The sequence below is a fragment of the Fibrobacter sp. UWH1 genome, from assembly GCF_002210365.1.
In the GTDB taxonomy this organism is placed as follows: domain Bacteria; phylum Fibrobacterota; class Fibrobacteria; order Fibrobacterales; family Fibrobacteraceae; genus Fibrobacter.
In genome coordinates, this window is sequence record NZ_MWQG01000055.1 from 1 (window position 1) to 17,654 (window position 17,654).

At 47.3% G+C, this 17,654-nt stretch carries 15 protein-coding genes and 1 pseudogene; 10 read left to right on the forward strand and 6 right to left on the reverse strand.

All coding sequences use genetic code 11. The annotated features are described in order from the left end of the window. The first annotated feature begins 187 nt into the window (after positions 1-187). The 8 genes from B7992_RS15130 (at position 188) to B7992_RS15165 (ending at position 8,139) form a co-directional block, all read left to right on the forward strand. Positions 188-2,044 carry an alpha-amylase/4-alpha-glucanotransferase domain-containing protein gene (locus B7992_RS15130; RefSeq protein ID WP_158236700.1) on the forward strand — a complete coding sequence of 619 codons (1,857 nt, stop codon included), beginning with the start codon at positions 188-190 and terminating at the stop codon, positions 2,042-2,044. A gap of 2 nt (positions 2,045-2,046) precedes the next feature. Next, positions 2,047-2,736, forward strand: a complete 690-nt coding sequence (locus B7992_RS15135) for a hypothetical protein (RefSeq protein WP_073160230.1) — start codon at positions 2,047-2,049, stop codon at positions 2,734-2,736. Positions 2,737-2,821: 85 nt separating this feature from the next. Then, complete coding sequence (locus B7992_RS15140; RefSeq protein ID WP_158236699.1) at positions 2,822-3,430, forward strand: lytic transglycosylase domain-containing protein; 609 nt, start codon at positions 2,822-2,824, stop codon at positions 3,428-3,430. Positions 3,431-3,586: 156 nt separating this feature from the next. Next, positions 3,587-4,906, forward strand: a complete 1,320-nt coding sequence (locus B7992_RS15145) for a TolC family protein (protein ID WP_254917735.1) — start codon at positions 3,587-3,589, stop codon at positions 4,904-4,906. Positions 4,907-4,914: 8 nt separating this feature from the next. Continuing rightward, entirely contained in the window at positions 4,915-5,496 is a 582-nt protein-coding gene (locus B7992_RS15150) for a phospholipid-binding protein MlaC (RefSeq protein ID WP_073160234.1), read from the forward strand. Positions 5,497-5,501: 5 nt separating this feature from the next. Further along, positions 5,502-6,611 (forward strand): hypothetical protein, encoded by a 1,110-nt coding sequence (locus B7992_RS15155; RefSeq protein WP_176421971.1) that lies wholly within the window; start codon positions 5,502-5,504, stop codon positions 6,609-6,611. Further along, positions 6,611-7,342: a pseudouridine synthase gene (locus B7992_RS15160; RefSeq protein WP_083539831.1), complete on the forward strand. Its 732-nt coding sequence runs from the start codon at positions 6,611-6,613 to the stop codon at positions 7,340-7,342. The genes B7992_RS15155 and B7992_RS15160 overlap by 1 nt, the downstream gene beginning before the upstream one ends. A 2-nt stretch (positions 7,343-7,344) precedes the next feature. After that, positions 7,345-8,139: a hypothetical protein gene (locus tag B7992_RS15165; RefSeq protein ID WP_073287380.1), complete on the forward strand. Its 795-nt coding sequence runs from the start codon at positions 7,345-7,347 to the stop codon at positions 8,137-8,139. A gap of 86 nt (positions 8,140-8,225) precedes the next feature. Here the strand turns inward: B7992_RS15165 and B7992_RS15170 are convergent, their stop codons facing one another. Continuing rightward, on the reverse strand, positions 8,226-8,600 hold the full coding sequence (locus B7992_RS15170; RefSeq protein ID WP_073160238.1) for an HU family DNA-binding protein: 375 nt from the start codon (positions 8,598-8,600) through the stop codon (positions 8,226-8,228). A 105-nt stretch (positions 8,601-8,705) separates the two neighbouring features. On the opposite strand from B7992_RS15170, the gene B7992_RS15175 reads away from it, so the two are divergent. Beyond that, the gene (locus tag B7992_RS15175; protein WP_088666706.1) at positions 8,706-9,875 is read left to right on the forward strand and encodes a tRNA-dihydrouridine synthase; all 1,170 of its coding nucleotides are present in this window, start codon (positions 8,706-8,708) and stop codon (positions 9,873-9,875) included. 157 nt (positions 9,876-10,032) lie between these two features. On the opposite strand, the pseudogene B7992_RS17475 reads toward B7992_RS15175, so the two are convergent. Together B7992_RS17475 and B7992_RS15180 are read right to left on the reverse strand one after the other, a co-directional pair. Beyond that, a pseudogene (locus B7992_RS17475) lies at positions 10,033-10,289 on the reverse strand (ATP-binding protein); the annotation flags it as partial. Next, positions 10,279-10,614, reverse strand: coding sequence for a virulence RhuM family protein (locus B7992_RS15180; protein WP_088666707.1), 336 nt, complete (start codon positions 10,612-10,614; stop codon positions 10,279-10,281). The pseudogene B7992_RS17475 and the gene B7992_RS15180, both read right to left, overlap by 11 nt. Positions 10,615-10,813: 199 nt before the next feature. Between B7992_RS15180 and B7992_RS15185 the strand changes: the two genes are divergently transcribed. Then, a complete protein-coding gene (locus B7992_RS15185) occupies positions 10,814-11,377 on the forward strand; it encodes a hypothetical protein (RefSeq protein WP_176421973.1) in 564 nt (187 codons plus the stop codon). A gap of 372 nt (positions 11,378-11,749) precedes the next feature. Here B7992_RS15185 and B7992_RS15190 read toward each other — a convergent pair whose 3' ends face one another. The 3 genes from B7992_RS15190 to B7992_RS15200 all read right to left on the reverse strand — a co-directional run bounded on the left by B7992_RS15190 (position 11,750) and on the right by B7992_RS15200 (position 16,856). Then, the gene (locus B7992_RS15190) at positions 11,750-13,759 is read right to left on the reverse strand and encodes a glycoside hydrolase family 5 protein (RefSeq protein ID WP_176421974.1); all 2,010 of its coding nucleotides are present in this window, start codon (positions 13,757-13,759) and stop codon (positions 11,750-11,752) included. 651 nt (positions 13,760-14,410) lie between these two features. After that, the gene (locus B7992_RS15195) at positions 14,411-14,650 is read right to left on the reverse strand and encodes an AAA family ATPase (RefSeq protein ID WP_073238781.1); all 240 of its coding nucleotides are present in this window, start codon (positions 14,648-14,650) and stop codon (positions 14,411-14,413) included. 175 nt (positions 14,651-14,825) lie between these two features. Continuing rightward, positions 14,826-16,856: a glycoside hydrolase family 43 protein gene (locus B7992_RS15200; RefSeq protein ID WP_088666710.1), complete on the reverse strand. Its 2,031-nt coding sequence runs from the start codon at positions 16,854-16,856 to the stop codon at positions 14,826-14,828. Positions 16,857-17,654 lie beyond the last annotated feature (798 nt).

The window sequence follows — 17,654 nt, forward strand, 5'->3', positions numbered from 1 at the left end:
CTTTCCGCCTGTCCCCAGGTTTGCGGGGCCTGCCCGACGAATCATCCCCTCAAAAGAATACCTTAAAAAAATTTCTTTGAGCCCTCGCCAGGGGGCTCTTGTTTTTTACCAAGGGACTTCCACCTGGGAATGGTGATTGTGGTGTTCGTGCGAGCTTATGGCGTACGATTTTGCTATCCTTTATCTTATGAAACCGTCTCTGTCTATAGTATTGCAGCTGCCTCCGTCGACCGCTTACGCAAAGCTTGATGCTGTTGCGGAAAACTTGTTGTCTGGTATGAGCAAGGTGCTTGAATCTGGCAAGTTCCGTTTTTCGATTTTTATGGATGGACCTACGCTTGAGGCTGCAGGACGTGTTGCCAGGCCTTTGATGTTCGGTAAATTCCGCAGGGCTGTTGAAGAGGGATGTCTTGAATTTTTGGGTGGCGGTTTCCATGATGCGATGCTGCCCCTGTTCCCTACGGAATTGCAATCGATGCAGCTTCAGAAGCAGGCGGAGTTGCTCTGGAAATATTTTTCCATTGAGCCGACCGGATACTTTAACTCGTCCATGGTTTGGGAAATGGACATGACGGAACTTCTGGAAAAGCATCGGTTTGAATATGCCCTTGTGCAGGAGTCCGCCCTTCAGGATGCTCTTGGACGTACGACTCCGGTTTCTGGCTGGTACTCGGTAGAGGACAAGGGGTCCTTCTTGCGGGTGGTTCCTGTTTCGGAGGTTATCACCAATGCGATTCAGAATGACGATTACCGCTGGCTGGAATTGGCGGAACCTTATTGCCGTGGTGGCAAGACTGCCGTTGTGTTACTGGATGTTCCTCCTATGCCGGGCGACATCGTGCCGTTCTTTGAAAGGCTGCTGGATTTTGTAGAGACTAATGATCTGCAGACCAAGACTGTTTCTAGTTTGGTCAACGACCAGAGTACGGAAGGTCGTCTGAGTTCCCTGCTTTCTGCGGGTAGAAAGATTGGTTTGCCTGCAGCAGCTAAGACTTGCCGCGAGCTTCTGATCCGTCGCCCCGAGGTGAATCTGCTGCACAAGTGCCTGCTATCCTTGTATAGGCGTGCGGTTGGAAACCTGAAGGATAAGGCGAAGCAGGATTTTTTGGAAATGTTGTTGCCGCTGATGTCTCCGATTTATTATCGAGATATGCAGGATTGTGAAGGTATGCGTTCACCCCTGGTTCGCTGGTGGGGGGCCAGGTTCCTGATGCAGGCGGCAAACCGCTTGTCAGAGCTGGTTTCCTTTGATGGAATCAGGCTGGAAGTGGCTGACTTTATGTTGGAAGGTCGTAAGCAGATTTGGGCTGAGAACCATTCCTACTCGTTTATGCTTGATTATTTCGGTGGCGGTTTTCTTAGAATTCTGAATGGAAAGAATTCAGAAAACAGTCTGCTAGGTTCTTGGCGAGATGATGGTGAAGCTGCCGTGGGTTTTATGGACTTCATGATTCCCAATGTGGAATTGAGTGCGGCCAAGCTTGATCAGATTCTTGAATATCGTGAGGGGGCTTTGCGAGAACCCTACGATTATCAGGTGAAGCGTCATGAGGGGGGGACGGATATTCTCCTTTTGGGGGAACAGCATTTCTCGTTCAGCGAACAGATGGGAGTCCTTCTTGTGGAGAAGTTCTATGAACTTTCTTCTGAAGGGTCTGATTTTGATCTTCGTTTTAAACTTACGAATGCGGCCTTCTCCTTGGCCAAGGGATTCTTTGGCTCCCTTCTTGAAACAGGACTTCTTGCATGTAATGGCCGACGTCAAATTCTTGTGAATGGCAGCGCCATTGCTTTTGATTTTAGTTCTCCGTTGGTTTACCCAGAAGCCAAGGTTATTGAAATCCTTGACAAGGTGACTACCAGTCGCATTAGACTTGAGTTCGAGACTCCGGCTTCGTTGCTGGTGTCTCCGATGTTTGGTGCTTCGTCGTCTGCGGCGCCGGAAGCCTTGCAGGGCATTCGACTATTCCCCTTCTGGAAGGTCGAGCTGGAATCCAATGCCGAAAAGAACCTGAACATGACCGTTCGATTTTCTAAGAGGTAACCGTGAAGTCTGACTTGATTGACATCCAGGTGGAATCTAGCGGCGATGATGTGGAAATCACACTTTCCGGCTCTCTGGGTTTTTCCCAGTTTTCTGCCGTGAAGGAAAAGCTGGCCATGCTTGTTGAAGGGCCTGGTTGCTTCTACTTTCTGAATTTGCAGAATTGTCATTTTACCAGTGAGCGGTATCTTGACTTCTTTCTTGACTTGTTGAATCGCGTAAAGGCCCGCAAGTCTTCCCTGATTCTTATTTTCGACAAGAACGAACTATTCCAGTATTTTTCCAGGTATCAGAACATTTTCGAGATTTATGAAAATCGTCGTGCCTACAAGAAGTCTGGAACCAAGAAACAGCTTCAGCAGATTGGCCTTTATTATGGTTTGCGTTCCGGTATTACGCTCAGTCCTGGTGTGGCTATAGCCTTTTTGACCTTGATTCTTGGTTGGATTGTTACTTTGTTCATTGTCGTATCGACGCAGGGGCGAGACTTGGCTGATAAGCAAGCCCAGATTATTGCCTTGCAGAACCAGAAAGATCGCTACATCCGCGAAATAGATAAACTGGAATCAACGATTGGTCCTTTGCGTAAGCTTGGGGTGATGCAAGATACCACAAGGCTCAGTTCCTTTGGCTTGATTCAGGACTGGGTCGGTTACCTGGAGTATCTGGAAAATACCCGCCGCGAGGAATAGGCTTCCTATGAAGACCAGTGTTCGTTTTCCTGCGTGGTTATTGGGCTTGGCGCTAATCCTATGGTTTGGCGCTTTGGGTCTTTTCGTGTCTAGGTGGTTTACCCAGCAGCGTGCGTTATCTGAAATTGCTGCACAGGAAATAGAATTACGAAATGATCTAGATAGGCTGTCTACCTGGGGAAAATGGACTATTGATTTTATAAAGATAGACAAGGCTTTGGCTTACCTCTCGAAGGACCGTCTAACAGAAGAACAACGTGCTCTCCTGTCGGAACAGATTTGGCAGATTTCCAGGTCCTATGCCACGGATCCCTTGCTGATTTTGGCGGTGGTGGCCCAGGAGAGTCACGGCAATCCCAATGCCCGCGGTAGAATGCAGTCGGGAAAGTTTTCTGGTGCCTTAGGTTTAATGCAGATCAAGCTGGAGACCGCCAAGAAAATGGGGGATCGTTTTGGCTTGCCTATTGAAAAGGAAGAGGACCTGCTCAGACCGGAAATCAACGTGACTGTCGGTACTGCCTATTTGATGCGCCTTATTGCAAAATATGGAAACTGGAAGGATGCCCTGATTGCTTACAACCTTGGACATTCCGCTGTGGATAAAATGCTGGAAAAGGGAACTCCCTTGCCCACACGTTATTATGAACATGTTGTTTCAAAGTATAGAAACTTGACCCAACTTTCATTCTTGTAAGAATTTGCGAACTCCGTTCGCATTTATTACGGCTCAATCATGGCAAATCGCATAAATGCGATTGCCGTGATCTTCGCCTTTTTGTAAATTTGGTCCATGTTTTGTTTTGGGAAGAAATTCCAAATTTTAGCCACGCTATTTTGTGCGGTTGGAGTCATGGCTGGAGAGGTCCGGTATGACTTGTCTCGCTTTGTAGAAGAGGGCTTGAATTCCGATCCCCAGCTGGCAGAAACAAGGTTTGGTGCCCAGTCAAAACAAGACAAGATTGCTCAGTTGAAGGCCGAGGCTATTTTGCCCACTTTCTATGTGGGTATGATGGTCGGTTCGGCTCCTGGTCTTCGTGATGAAATCGATAATGGCGACACGACCGAGGTCTATGATTTTTCCAAGATGGGGCCTTATTGGGGCGTGCAGGCTCGATTTGTGCAGCCTTTGAATCTGGGACAGTATCGTGCAGGCAAGGCTGCCCTTGAAGCAGACCTGGAACAGAAAAATTTTGAAATTGAACATCAGGTCCACAAGAAAGATGTGGAACTGCAGACTTACTATTACAACTACCTGCTTGCCAAGGAAATGATTCGCATTGCCGCTGATGCCCAGAAGCAGGTGGATAATGCCTACGAGAAGATGGAAGAGGCGCTGGATGATGATGACCCCAGTGTTTCCCAGATGGATTTGTTGAATCTCAAGGCGAAAATGCATACTGTGAAGGAAGGTGTTTCTGAAGCCAACCTGGGTATGAAACGCGTGTTGCTGGCAATTCGTTTTGCGTTGAACATGCGTGACGAAGACACTTTTGCTTCGGAGGATTCTGTCTTGACTCCCCGTAGTGAACGTCTGCCTTCCCTGGAAGAGGTTCGCGATATCACCTTCCGTAACCATCCGGAATTGAAACAGCTGAACGCTGGTCTTAGGGCTCGTAGACTTCAGATGGATCTGGCAGAAGCTAAACTGGCTCCCGAATTTTTCGTGATGGGCGAAGTGGAATATGTAAAGAGCTGGGCTGGTAACCGTAGCATTATGCAGAAGGATGCCTTCTCTGAAGACGCGGTGAACAAGTTGACTGGTGCAGTTGGTTTTGGTCTCCGTTATAACTTGAATTTCTGGAAGAACTGGGAAAAATTCAGGGCTGCGAAGACGGATTATCGTGGCTTGCAACTGAAGGAAGGCTATGCCGCCAATGGTTTGATCGCCAAGGCTGAAGAACAGTATTATATCGTGCAGTCCGCCAAGGAAAAGATGGATGCCATGAAGGAAAGTCTTCGCGCTTCGGAAGCTATCTTGAAGGGTGCGGCCATGCAGTATGACTTGGATAAGTCTAAAACGGGCGACCTGGTTTCTGCATACACCCAGAATGTGTCTATGCAGAAGGACTATTATTTTGCGGTTTGCAAGTACAATGTGGAATTTGCTCAGCTGATCTCCAAGATGGGATTGTCGCTGAAGGACTTCCAGTCGAATTTAATAAAAAAGTGAGGAAGAACATGTTCAAGAAAATGTTAATTGCTATTGCCTGTGCAAGCCTGTTTGCTTTTGCAGCCGAAGATCCCGTCGCTTCTATCCAGAAGAAGGATGCCGAACTGCAGGCCTTGATCAAGAAGTCTAATCGTAGCGCCAAGGAAACTGAACGCGTTAAGTCCTTGCTGAACGAATCCTTTGACTTTGAATTGTTGGCCAAGAAGTCCCTGTCTTCTAGCGACTGGAAGGCTCAGGATGAAGCCTCCCAGAAAAAGTTCGTCGAAGAATTCCAGCGCATGGTCAAGAACTCCAGCGCCAAGCGCCTTGAAGTTTACCGCGCCGACTCTACCGTTTATGAACCGGCCAAGCTGAAGAAGAACGGCGAAGAAGCTTCTGTTGTTGCTCACCTCTGGAACAAGGGCAAGGAATCTGTTCTTGAATACAAGATGAGCCAGGTGAACGGTAACTGGAAGGCCTGGGATCTGGTCATTGACGACCTTTCTACGGCTCGCAACTATAAGGAACAGTTCGGTCAGATTCTTAAGACCAAGAGCTTTGCTGAACTGATTGAAGTCATCTCCAAGAAAGCCGACGAGGCGGAGAAGTAAGCCTGTTGCAGTGGCTTACGCCATGGACTGTTATCGGCGCGGTACTTTGTGTACTGGCGTTGGTTGTCTTATTTTTCCCGTTCATTTTTAAGATTGATTTCGAGGCTGGGCTGAAAGGATTTGAGGCCCGGTTTTCCATATTCAAGAAACAGTTCTATAAGTACGAAAAGAAGTTTTCGGAAGACGAGACCGCTGACGAAAAATATTCCGTAGGGGATTTTGATAGTCGCCCGGATAACGAGGAGGCGGTGGTTCCCACTTATGTGCCGCCTAAGAAAAAGGTGGAAGAATCGAAAATTGAATCGCGCCCTCCGGAACCTGCCAAGGAAAAATTGGAAGCCCCGAAAGTTGTGGAAACTCCTGTAGTCGACGAAGCTACAGAATCTGCTGAAAACGTCACGGAAATCGCTGCGGAACCTACTGAGGCTCCCGCTGAAGTCGCTGCGGAATTTGAAAAGGTTGAACCTCTCGTAGAAGAAGTAAAAACTGAAGAACCTAAAAAGGTTGAAACTTCTAAAAAATTCGAAGAATCGGTAAAAGTCAAAACGTCCGAAGAACCGGAATCTTCTGGAAAGGTGGACGTATCTGAGAAAACCGAAAAAACAGAAAAACCTGAAAACGCGATAAAGCTCGAAAAAAACGAAGAACCAGAAAAACCAGAAAAGCGTTCTTTGACAGATACGGAATTCTGGACGATTCTTTTGACGCCGGAGTTTGACGAAACTGCATTCTGGGCTTTGAAGAAATGGTTCTTCTGCTTGCTGCGCCTGTTCCGCATCCGTTTTGTGGATTGTTTTGTGGAAGGTTTCCGCGGCGAGGTGATGCACATGGGTTATGGTGCAGCCCTGAACGGATTTCTGAAGGGTTACCCGTACATTGGCGACTGGGATTTCAGAATGGACTGGACTCACGATCATGAACTGCGCTCTGCCGGTCAGGTTCGGGCCAGCATCAATCTGTGCCGCGTTATAGGACTTTTAATCGCAACGCTGTTTTATGGTGGCATCATTGCCTATAAGTTCTGGCGTCGCCGAGCTCACGTGTTGAAGACAAATGAATTGCCTGAACTGGGCTGGATTAGAAATAAAATTGTTAAGATGATGGCGGAGGAATAATGCCTGCTTTGACTTTGGAACGCCTGGTGGCGTCAATTGGTTTCGGCTCCCGCAAGGAAGCCCGCGCTCTTATCCGCGCCGGTATGGTGGAAATGGATGGCGAAGTGGTGGACGATCCCTTCGTGGAATTCAAGACCCGCCCCGAGACGATCGTTGTGAATGGAGAAGAAATTCCCACGGTTGAAAAATTGTACATCATGATGGACAAGCCTCTTGATGTGGAATGCAGCCACAATGCCCGCGACCATCAGTCTATCTACAGCTTGCTTCCGGATCGCTTTACCGCCATGGGCCTGCAGTCTGTGGGCCGCCTGGACGCGGATTCCTCTGGTTTGATTTTACTCTCTAACCAGGGTGATTTCATTCATAAGGTGGAAAGCCCCAAGAAAGGCTACCTGAAAAAATATCGCGTGACTTTGGCCCGTGAATTTACCGCCGAACAGAAGGCAGAACTTCTGAAGGGCGTGATGCTGAAGGATGAACGTCGCCCGGTTCTTGCCCGTGAACTTTCCGAAGAACGTATTGTGATTGACGGCGAAGAAAAGGATACGGTTGTCATTTCCATCGGTGAAGGCCTGTACCATCAGGTGCGCCGCATGTTTGCCGCCGTGGGCAACCATGTGATGACCCTTTCCCGCGAGGCCATCGGCCCTGTCACCATGGACGGTTCCTTGGGCAGCGGCGGCTGGCGCTTTATGACGGAAGAAGAAGTTACTTCTTTGACGAAGTAATCATGTCTAAATTGGGAGTAAAGAGAGGATTCATTCCAGCATGTATTATGCTGGTTGTGGTTCTTGTGGTTACCGGATGTAGCCCTATTATGAGGCCGCCTTCTCCTGCGGCGTTTATGGAAAGTTACGAAAGAGGTAATTCTACCATAAATATGAACCTTTCACTTTATGGTGGAGAACTGCTTAGAGATTCTTCCGTAACGGACGAAGAAGCCTATGATGAATGGGTTTTCGATGTTACAGGATCCGCATTTTATAACAGGGGCTTTTTTAGCTGTGGACTAGGTTGGCAAACCTCTACACTCTTTGCTCAACTAGGTTTTGTGTCTCCCTATGTGGGAGTGATGGGATGGAGTTCCATTTTCTTTTCGGGGATTTCAGCAGGCGGCATGCTTGTTCAACAAATCCCTATTGGGGAATCATTGAAGCTGGGCTTTTCGGAACATTTTTCAAGAAATGGGGTGGAATATGATTATGAGGTTCCTGCCGAAGGTTTTATGATACCAACTATTCCCGAACCTCGACCAAAGTTTTATAAAGAGGTTGGGGGAGGCTTTTTTGTAACGTACAATGGCTGGGTAACTTTTGAATTTCGTTATGGAAGAGATTTGGATTATCACAGAAATCGCTTTGCAGTTACATTTAGCATGTTTACAGACGCAAAAATAATGAAAGATAATTCTGAAAAAATGAAACGTGAGCAGGAACTGCAAATCCAAGAGGAAAACGAGCGCGAATTGAGAAGAAAGAAACGAGAACAAGAATCTCTGGAAGCTTTCGAAAACATGCAGGACTAAAAATAAAAGCCTCGGTTATAAAACCGGGGCTTTCATTTCTCTCTCTAAAAACTAAATTTGGTTCGTTAGAAATTTGGTTCGCTTGATTAGGCTTCGTCTTCGGTGGACTTGACGGCGATCATCACGTCCTTGTCTTCGGATTCCAGCTTTGCGTTCACGCCTTCCACAATGGCTTCCAGGGAATTGATCTTATCCTTGATGTCATTGCTGAACTTGAAGGAGGGAACCATGCGTTCCTCGATCATGACGGTTTCGCCGGTGCGGGGATTGCGAGCCGGACGAGACTTGCGAGGCTTGCAGCTGAAAGTACCGAAACCGCGGATTTCGATGGTGTTGCCTTCGATCAGCTTTTCGCCCACCAGGTCGAGGAACTGTTCGATGACGGTCTTAATATCGTTGCGCACAAATCCAGTGGACTTGGCGATTTCTTGAATCAGAGTTTGTTTAGTAATATTAGGCACGACGTAAATATAGGTTTATCAATGAGTTAGGCTAGGTGTCCTGATGAAATTAAATATTTTTTCTGGGCTGATACTGCGAACTTTTTGTGGATAATTGTGATTAGAATGTTGAAAGATGTTGAAAATTTAAAACCTGCTGTTAAGTCCTTTAAACTCCGTGAATTAGAGGTGTTTCCCAATACCATTTTGAGCCCCATGGACGGGGTGACAGATGCCCCTTTTAGGCGTTTATGCCGTGTTTTGTCGGGAAATCGCATGGGATTGTTGGTATCTGAGTTCGTACCCACCAATGCCGACGAGATTTTTAGCCTTACGGGCCATAAACAGCTGAAATTCTACCCCGAGGAAAAGCCTTTCGGTATCCAGATTTTTGGCTGTTATCCCGATAAGATGGCCGCTGCGGCCAAAAAAATCGCAGATGGGCTCCATCCTGACTATATAGAGGTGAATGCGGGCTGCCCGGCCCCCAAGGTGGCGGGAAAGGGTAGCGGATCCGGTTTGCTTAGGGATTTGCCCCGTCTGCAGGAAATTTTGCACGATACCCGTAAGGCCCTGGATACATGTCAGGTGAATGTACCTCTAACCTTGAAGTGCCGCATTGGTTGGGATGACGATTCCATCAACGTCATGGAAACTTTGAAAATCGCGGAAGGGGAGGGGGTGGAACTTCTGGTGGTTCACGGCCGTACTCGCCTGCAGGGCTACAACGGTCTGGCCAACTGGGACTGGATCGGGAAGGTGGCCGCCGCCGCAAAGATTCCCGTGGTTGGCAATGGCGATGTGAATAGTGTGGAATGTGCCCTGGAACGCATCAATACCTATGGCGTGTCTGGCGTAAGCATTGGCAGGGGCGCCATGCACAACCCCTGGATTTTCGGGCAGATCGCCGACGCCTGGGAAGGTAAGCCTGCCCATATTATTACCGCTGAAGAGGCGCTGGATGTGTTCTCCATCTACTACAAGTTCCTGGAAGAAGAAGGCCGCACGGAAATGGGTGCCATGGGCCGTTTAAAGCAACTGGCTGCACGACTTTGCAAGGGATTTGTGGATGGCTCCGAAGGTTGCGCGGACGAACCGCAGACTGGTACGTCGGCCGCCATGGAAGTCCGTCAGACTTTGCTCACTGCCCAGACTCCCGAGGAATTTTTCAAACGCAAGGAAAAGCTGAAAAGTGGCATCGCCAAGAGCCTGCGCTACGAACCCAACCGCCTGGTGAATCTGAACGGCGCCAAGGATAACACCCTGGTTTTCGGGAATCGCTACGAGAATCGATAGGTGGTCGGTGGCACCCTTGAGAACTGGTCAAAATTTTTGACCAGTTTGTCTTTCTTACACAACGAGGCTATTCTCGTCCAGCAAAAAGTCGAAAACGTTCAAGAATACGATACCGTCTTGATTCTGGTGTTTCTTTATAGGGTCCAGCAAGTGCATCGCGGATTTTAAGTTCGTTATAAACTACGTTTTCCATTAAGTGGGGTTCTTCAATTTGCCTAACGTTCAATCGTGCATTTCGGAGTCCCGCATCGGTAAAGTAAAACTTCATGGGGGTTCCGATGTAGCTTGCTTGACGCTCTTGAATGTGTCGGACAACTTTTTGGGGTTGGTCAGACTGCCAATATTTGAAGCTAGAACGTCCAGAAGTTCCGAAAGTTCATCCTTTGAACGAATGTCGTTCCGTTCAAGAATATCGCCGATGTTTGTCATCTAGCGCAAATCCCTTGACGATGTACTCCTTGAGAATTTGGCTAGCCCATTTGCGGAACTGCGTTGCCCTCGAGGAATTTATTCGATAGCCTACGGAAATGATTGCGTCTAGGTTGTATTCTTCCAGTTCACCTTCCTCAAAGATGTTCTTTAGGTGTTTGCTAATTGCAGGGACACCAACTTCAAATAGCTCTGCCATGGCTTTTTGCGTAAGCCACAAAGTTTCGTTTTCAAGCTTCACCTCAAGATGCGATGACCCGTCATCGGAAACATAGATTACTATTTCGCCTTTCTTATCAGTGGTATTCATTCAATTCTCCGTGACACTGTATACTTTCCGTGTTTATGACCATCCGCAGTCAAACCGCAGTCAAGCAGGGTCAGTTCAAGCGCAAATTCTCCCAAAATTGCCTAAATGTAAACTTGGGACAACATTTGGGTAGGATTTAAACATTGTGGGTATACAGTGTCCTGTAAAAAAAGTGGTTTTTACAAGCCCTTGTTTTTGCATGACAAATCCACCTCGTCGGAAAAAATTATCTTTCCACCCGATGAGACTGATTGTACTTACTTTATGCCTCTTGGCTGCGACCTGTTTCGCTCAAAGTGAAACGACGCCAATTGCAGAAGTAGATTCCGCTGCATACTACGAAAAGGTGTATGAGTACAATCATCAGAAATTTCGCACAGATGAATCCGTTTCGGACGTTCTTTTTTGGACGAGCGTTGGCTTGAGTGCCGTTGCTCCGATTTCGGGCATGATGTTGGGGGCATGGTCGATGGGTTGCAATGTGAACGAGGATAATGATTGCGAATGGTCCGCACTGGAATGGGGGCTAGCGACGCCGCTTTTTCTCTTTCTTCCGTCGTGGACGGCTTACGGCGTTTTCTCCTTGGCGAAAATTCATCGTCATAACAAATATAACCAGTACTACAAAAAACGTGAGGATTATATAAAGCGTAAACAACTTGAGAAAAACGGAGCTGAAGAACAGTTGCTGTCCATACAGGTGTTGCCCTTGGCGGATCCTGTGACACAACGCTACGGAGCGTTGATTGCTCTGGGCTTTTAGTCAGGACATTTTTTATGAATGCGGTTCCTGGCCAGGCTCTGTCAAGCCAAGTTGTATTGCTGAGAAAAGATTGTTTAGTTGCTATTAGAAAGCTGCGGCGCCAAAGCCGGTTTCAGCCAAAAAATTGCGCTTCTACAGTAAAAATGCTGTTTTGAAGGGGCTTACAAAATCCAGAAAGTTTGTTAGCAAGTCCCGACCATACGTTTCGGCTTGACACAGCCAAAAGAATAAACTTTTGAAATTTTTCAAAGCGCAATGTATTCCGATGTTTTTTTCGCAACAAAATTTTTGATTTGTAGAAATGATAATGAAAAAAAAAGTCCGGTCAAGTGACCGGACCTTTTTTTCCCAAACACCCGGGGTGTATAATAATTACTTCAGGATTACCTTCTGGCTGTAAACCTGGCTACCCTGCTTGATCATGAGGATTGCAGGACCGCGGGTTTCTGCCTTCAGCTGAATGCTGTTGCTGCCTGCCTTTGCGTTGATGTTTTGAGTAGCAATCATCTGACCTAGTCCGTTTATTAGAAACGCCTTGGCCGAACCTGGTTCGTTTCCTATAAAGATTGCGTTTATGAGTCCCTGCTGGATATCAATGGAACGCAGGCCCACTCTAGTAAAGTCTGTGTTTGCAGGCGTTGTAATTCTTGTTTCGCCGTCATTGATGGTAGAGGGAGCAAGGCCGCCTACGGCAATGCCTTCGCACTTCATTTCCTTGTTGTCATTGAAGTCCAAGAACGTTACCTTGGTACCGTCCTTTTTCCACAGGATGATGTTGTCCAATTCCAGGGAGGCATCCACATCTACGCCTTGAACATTGATGCCGATGGTTACCACCTTGGAAATGTCTTCAAAATCCATGCCCGGTTCCGAGGAACCATCAAATGCAATCTTGATATTCTGCCATTCGCCTGTAAAGTCGTCAAAGTCACCAAGGCTCACCTGCTTCCATTTCCAATCTGCGGACATGTTGAACAGGGTTACTCCAGACCATGAGCTGCTGGATCCCTTGAACTTGATGTCCAAGGACATGGCTGTATATTGGCTCCAGTCCTGGGCGGCAAAGCCGTAGCTAAGAGTTCCTGTTTCTGCGGTGTCGCTTTGGGCTTTGTAAATCACCTTCATTTCACGATCGCTATTATCCAAGCTCTTTTCTACAAGGGCGTCGATGGAGTTGCCTTCGAACTTGGGCAAACCATAAGCGGCACGCATGGCGTTCAGACTTTCGTAATCCAGGATGCCGCGGTTCTTGTTTCTGCGGATGATGGTCATGTTGCCGTTGCCTTCGTCACCGGTATCCCAGATGCAAGGGACAAATCCGTACTTCTTGGAAAGTTCCGCAATTCTGCCGTAGTAGTCGGCGCGAGACCTCAGGTGCAGTCGCAGGTCTTCACCTTTCAGCTCAAGACGCTTGATGACGCCGAATTCACCGATGACCATGGGGATGTCCTTGAAGTCTTCTCCTAGCATGGCGAAGACGGAATCCACGTATTCGGGGCTGGCGTAGGCCCCCTTCTTAACATTGTGTGCTGCATCCGTGGTGGAGTAGTTGCCTTCGCCCCAGTAACGTATGGTGTTTCCCCAGTCAGCATCCTGTTCCATCAAGGCGAACGTATAGGGATAGAAATGGAATTCTCCCATCATGTAGTCGGTGCCGGCAGGGTCTGCGGGAAAGTTTCCCTTCAAGTAATTGTGAGCCTTGTTTTCGTCGGTGTCGGGTGCCTGCACGATGATGGTGCGTGTAGCGTTGTTACCGCCGGAACTGCGAACGGCCTTGATCATGGTTTCGTGATAGGCTTTCAGTGTGTTGGCGTTGTCCTGTTTCAGTCCGTCGCCACTTTCGCCGGGTTCGTTGGTGCTGGCGAACAGCAGATGTTCATCGTAATCCTTGAACTTGGCGGCAATCTGTTCCCAGTAGGATTTCTGGCGGGCGTTAATCTTTTCGTCTACGGAAGTTCCGATATGGTCTTCCAACCAGCCGTTATCCCAGTGGATGTTGAGGATGGCATACATGTCTCGCTTGACTACGTAATCTACCACGGTCTTTACGGAATCCAGCCAGGCGGCATTAATGGTGTTCTCGTCACCGTCAGGAGTATAAAGTGTCCAGTTGGAATCTACGGCGATGGCGTTGGAATGGCTGTACCAGGCGCAGGGAATGCGGACCGTGTTGAAACCTGCGGACTTGACGGAATCGATCAGCTCCTGGGTGGGAAAATCGTTTCCCCAGGCGGATGGGTTCATGGGAACTTCCAGCGTGTTTCCGATGTTGTAACCCATTCCCATTTTCGCGAAGACTTCTTTTGCTGTGGGAAGTGCATTGGCTGAACTAAATAGTAGACCAATGCAGCAGGGAATGCTGAAAATTCTTTTGAAATTCATCGGAAGGTCCTTTGTTTTTTGTCTTTCCATAAACTATTCTAAAAAAAGAAAGGCAATGTTCTTTCAAAGTGTAGACCTAATATAACTAAGTAAAATATCACACCCTTTTACTTACTGAGATTTACCTATCTAAAAACTGTATCTTAGATACTTGGTCTAACCTAATTTTTGTTGGTTTAGACCATTTTTTAGTATTTTTTCAGTAAATTCAACATAAAATGACTGTCCTACTAATTAGTAGAACATAGCCAAAAGAAAGGCTGTGTCAAGCCATTTTGTATGGCTGCGTTTTCACTATATAATTGTAATGCGACTGTGCCAAACAGTGCAAAAACAGCGTAATTTCGACAATTTATGCTCTTTTGTGTGCTTTAGCCTGACAAACCATTTGATAAAAATGGGCAATAGGTGCGCTGAAAAAATTTGAGTGACACCTACTGACATGCTGGATTATCTATATTCCCTGTGTACATAAAGAGTTTTGCTCTTGTCCTCGCTTGAAACTTCGACAATTTCAGATCAGAGTGCAAGGCGACGCTCACGCTTGCTACCGGGCTATGCTTGGCGGCATCGTTTTGCTATATGCATATTTAATAGATCTACCTGTACGCAAACGACTCTTTTGGGTGCATCTTGCACCAGCTGCCGTTTTTACGGCACGCTTTTGGGGCGTGGGTTGTTTGCGTTTATTTGTTCAGGGCAGTCGAAGGCCTGCTTTGCGATGGGATTCTTTACGAAGTTCACTTCTACGAAATGCTTGTAGAACTTGCCTGCGAATTCGCGGACAGCCGTAGTTTTGCCGACCTGGCGGGCGCCTGTAAGCGGCAGTGCCTTTTCATGACCCGACTTTAGCCAGTTTTCTAGGACCTTCGTTAGCTTTCTTTTTAACATTTTACAACTTTTTGCAATGTTTTTTAATGATGTTTTGCAACTTTTTGCTTTGCTTTGACATCAGTCCACGATGGCTTGAACGAAGAGAAAGCCAGCGTCATTTAGGCGCTGGCAGTAATAACCCCTTAAGGGGTGGTTTGTGATTCTACCTGAATCTGTAGGAAATTTTGAGCAACTAGTTCGCGAACTGCCAGGTATCGAACTGCACTTCACCCTTGATTATCAAGTAGACGGTGTGAACGCCGCTTGTGATGCCACTGCACTTTGCTTCCAGTTCCTGCCAGTCGCTTGCAGAACTGTTGACTGTGGCAACGTTTGCACCATCCCGTTTATCAAGACGGAGAGTTACAGAACCCTTGCCCTTCACCAAAGCCTTCAGAGTTTTTGCACTGCTGAAATTTACATTACGAACTTCGATGATGCCTTCTGTAGGGGCGGGGCCGTCCTTGCTGGGAGTACCGATTGTAGCCACCATGTGGCCCGGTTCCTCTGTCTGCACATAGCGAATGCCCAAGGTAGCCGCAGCTGTTGATGCCTGCTGCACAATATAGGGGTCAAGATTCTTGATAGCCTTTACGCCCTTGTAAGTCGGCTTAGCTTCCTTGATGACAACCTTTGCTTCGTCCACCTCGATTTCGTCAACCAAGATGCTGCGGAAACCGCCATGGGAACCGATGGAAGCCTCAAGAATTGCCGCCTGATAGAACAGATACCACTTGTCCTGATACTTATGGAGATGGGTGTGGTTGTTGCCGTAGGTCATGCCATTTTCACCCATGTTCTTGAAGTAGTTTCCGCCGTAGGTCCAGGAATCGGGATTCAGCGGCTCGGTGCTGGTAAAGTAATTCATGCTGCAGGCTGTTGGCGCCTCGCCACCCCAATCCCAGGGCTTATGATCTTCCCAGTCGTTGTTGAAGGTGTACACGTACTTGCCGTTAATATAATTGAGCTCATTAGCCTCGAAATGGAACGGGGACGGAAGCTTGACCGGATCCCCATCGAGAGAGTGCAGATCTGGTTTGAGCTTGGCGATCCAGCCTTGACCATTACCAAACGAAAGCCATCCATCGCCATTGTCGTCAATTACAGCACCTGGGTCAAATATGGAACCGCTGCCCTTTACAACAGGATGGTCGCCATCGATAAGGCTCTTGCTCAAAGGAGATGTCCACGGGCCTACCGGAGACTTTGCCTGGATGACACCGGTGCCAAAACCGCTATTGGAGAAATAGAGGGAGAAGAGGGTGCTGCCATCGGCCTGTTCCTTGCTGATGATGCTTGGTGCCCATGAAGCCATAATCCAGGGAGCCACCTCGCCGACAGGAATCAACCCGTGGTAAGTCCAGTTGACCATATCGTCGGTGGACATCATTACCAAAGTTTTGATCTTCTCGTAAGTATTGCTGACGCCTTCTTCGTACTGCTGATGGTCATTGGTTCCATACACATAGAGGCGTCCCTTGTATTCAATGGCGGTCGGGTCTGCGCAGTACTGGAAATCCAGAATAGGGTTGCCATTGCCCACGCCCAGTTTTGGGGACTTCACTGGCATCTTGCTTACAGTGCCGTCAGAGTCCTTTGCGCGGATAATGATTTTACCGAAATTAATGGTCGCTGCATCACTAGGTGTGTTGGGGCTTACGACCAGTGCCAAGCTAACGAGAGTTTTGCCCGGTTCAAAGGTCAATGCAAAATTTTTTGCACCGCTAGAGATTCTTTCCGTTGTCTTGGTTTCGTCGCTGTAGGTTGCGATTACGTCAATATTGTCGTATTCGACGGCCTTGGTAAAAGCTATCTCAACCTTGGTGAAAACGTCCGTGTCCAGGTCGTGAATATCCCAATAGTTGTTGGCGTATTGCTTGTAGGTAAAGCTGTTGTTGTCGGCATCCTTTTCTCCGCCGCCGCCAAACCAGTCCACGATGATATCTTCAATAGTGAGAGCGATATCGTACTTTGCTACCGCATCCTCATTGTTTATGCCATCATCCTTGTCGAGAGGGTCGCTAGGCTGTTCCTGAGAGACGCTGTCCTTAGGCTGAATAGGATTGAGGGAATCCTTGGGCTGTTCCGGGTTGAGTGTATCCTCGGGAAGTTCCAGAGAGGGGTCGTCATCAAGGTTCTTGTTTACGGATTCATCGTCTCCGCAAGACATTACCATGGACGAAACGGACACAAGCGTTGCCGCAAGAAAGATTTTCTTATTCATATTCGCACCCAATGTTTCAATAATCACCTCTTATGAAAATACGCTAAATCCATAGGTTGTGAAAATATGGAGGGTGGAACCTCAAATGTTTCGTTGAGAATTTCTAACCACTTCACAACAACGAAAAAAACGGAATCTTACACAACGAGACTGTTCTCGTTCGATATTTTTTCTATCACGATGTCCCCGAGATTGCCTTGATTTCTGAAAAGTACAGCATGGCGACAAAGTCAAAGGCTGCGAAAATTTCGGACCCCCGCGTCCTGTGATTCTTAACTTCAAAGAAATGATTGCCTCCTATCTTGTGTTACAATTGATTAAGACCCATTTAAACCCCTCGAATTCAATGGGTTTAACGTGATTTTAGAACGCGTCAAGAATTTGTTAATATAACGGAAATCAGTAACATTGCGATAAATCTTCATAAAGTTGTCAAATTTGACCACTTTAAAATATGGCGAATTCGACATATTTATGAATGCAATATCTTTATAGTTTCCATTAATAGGGGTCGAATTCGACCCCTTTAAAACTTTAGTTGTTCTTTTTCCCGGACGCCTGCGACACCATTTCCAGCAGTTGCTGCTTTGAAACAAAATTCAGCACGGAGAATGCGGTCAGTTTTTTCCCGACTCGGGCTGATACACGATGATTTCGTTTCTCTCTTCCATATTTACTCCTTTGTGTTACAAGCTGGAAAAAAACACAAATTTAATGCGCAAATGTTCTAGTGAACAAAATGCAATCGATTTTATTAACTCTGTCAAGCTAAAGCACACATTTGTGTAGAGCTAGCAT

Coding starts and splice junctions, on each gene's coding strand:
- B7992_RS15185 (WP_176421973.1), top strand. CDS start 10,814: ATGACAAATCCACCTCGTCGGAAAAAATTATCTTTCCACCCGATGAGA.
- B7992_RS15175 (WP_088666706.1), top strand. CDS start 8,706: ATGTTGAAAGATGTTGAAAATTTAAAACCTGCTGTTAAGTCCTTTAAA.
- B7992_RS15145 (WP_254917735.1), top strand. CDS start 3,587: ATGGCTGGAGAGGTCCGGTATGACTTGTCTCGCTTTGTAGAAGAGGGC.
- B7992_RS15160 (WP_083539831.1), top strand. CDS start 6,611: ATGCCTGCTTTGACTTTGGAACGCCTGGTGGCGTCAATTGGTTTCGGC.
- B7992_RS15165 (WP_073287380.1), top strand. CDS start 7,345: ATGTCTAAATTGGGAGTAAAGAGAGGATTCATTCCAGCATGTATTATG.
- B7992_RS15190 (WP_176421974.1), bottom strand. CDS start 13,759: ATGAATTTCAAAAGAATTTTCAGCATTCCCTGCTGCATTGGTCTACTA.
- B7992_RS15200 (WP_088666710.1), bottom strand. CDS start 16,856: ATGAATAAGAAAATCTTTCTTGCGGCAACGCTTGTGTCCGTTTCGTCC.
- B7992_RS15150 (WP_073160234.1), top strand. CDS start 4,915: ATGTTCAAGAAAATGTTAATTGCTATTGCCTGTGCAAGCCTGTTTGCT.
- B7992_RS15195 (WP_073238781.1), bottom strand. CDS start 14,650: ATGTTAAAAAGAAAGCTAACGAAGGTCCTAGAAAACTGGCTAAAGTCG.
- B7992_RS15130 (WP_158236700.1), top strand. CDS start 188: ATGAAACCGTCTCTGTCTATAGTATTGCAGCTGCCTCCGTCGACCGCT.
- B7992_RS15180 (WP_088666707.1), bottom strand. CDS start 10,614: ATGAATACCACTGATAAGAAAGGCGAAATAGTAATCTATGTTTCCGAT.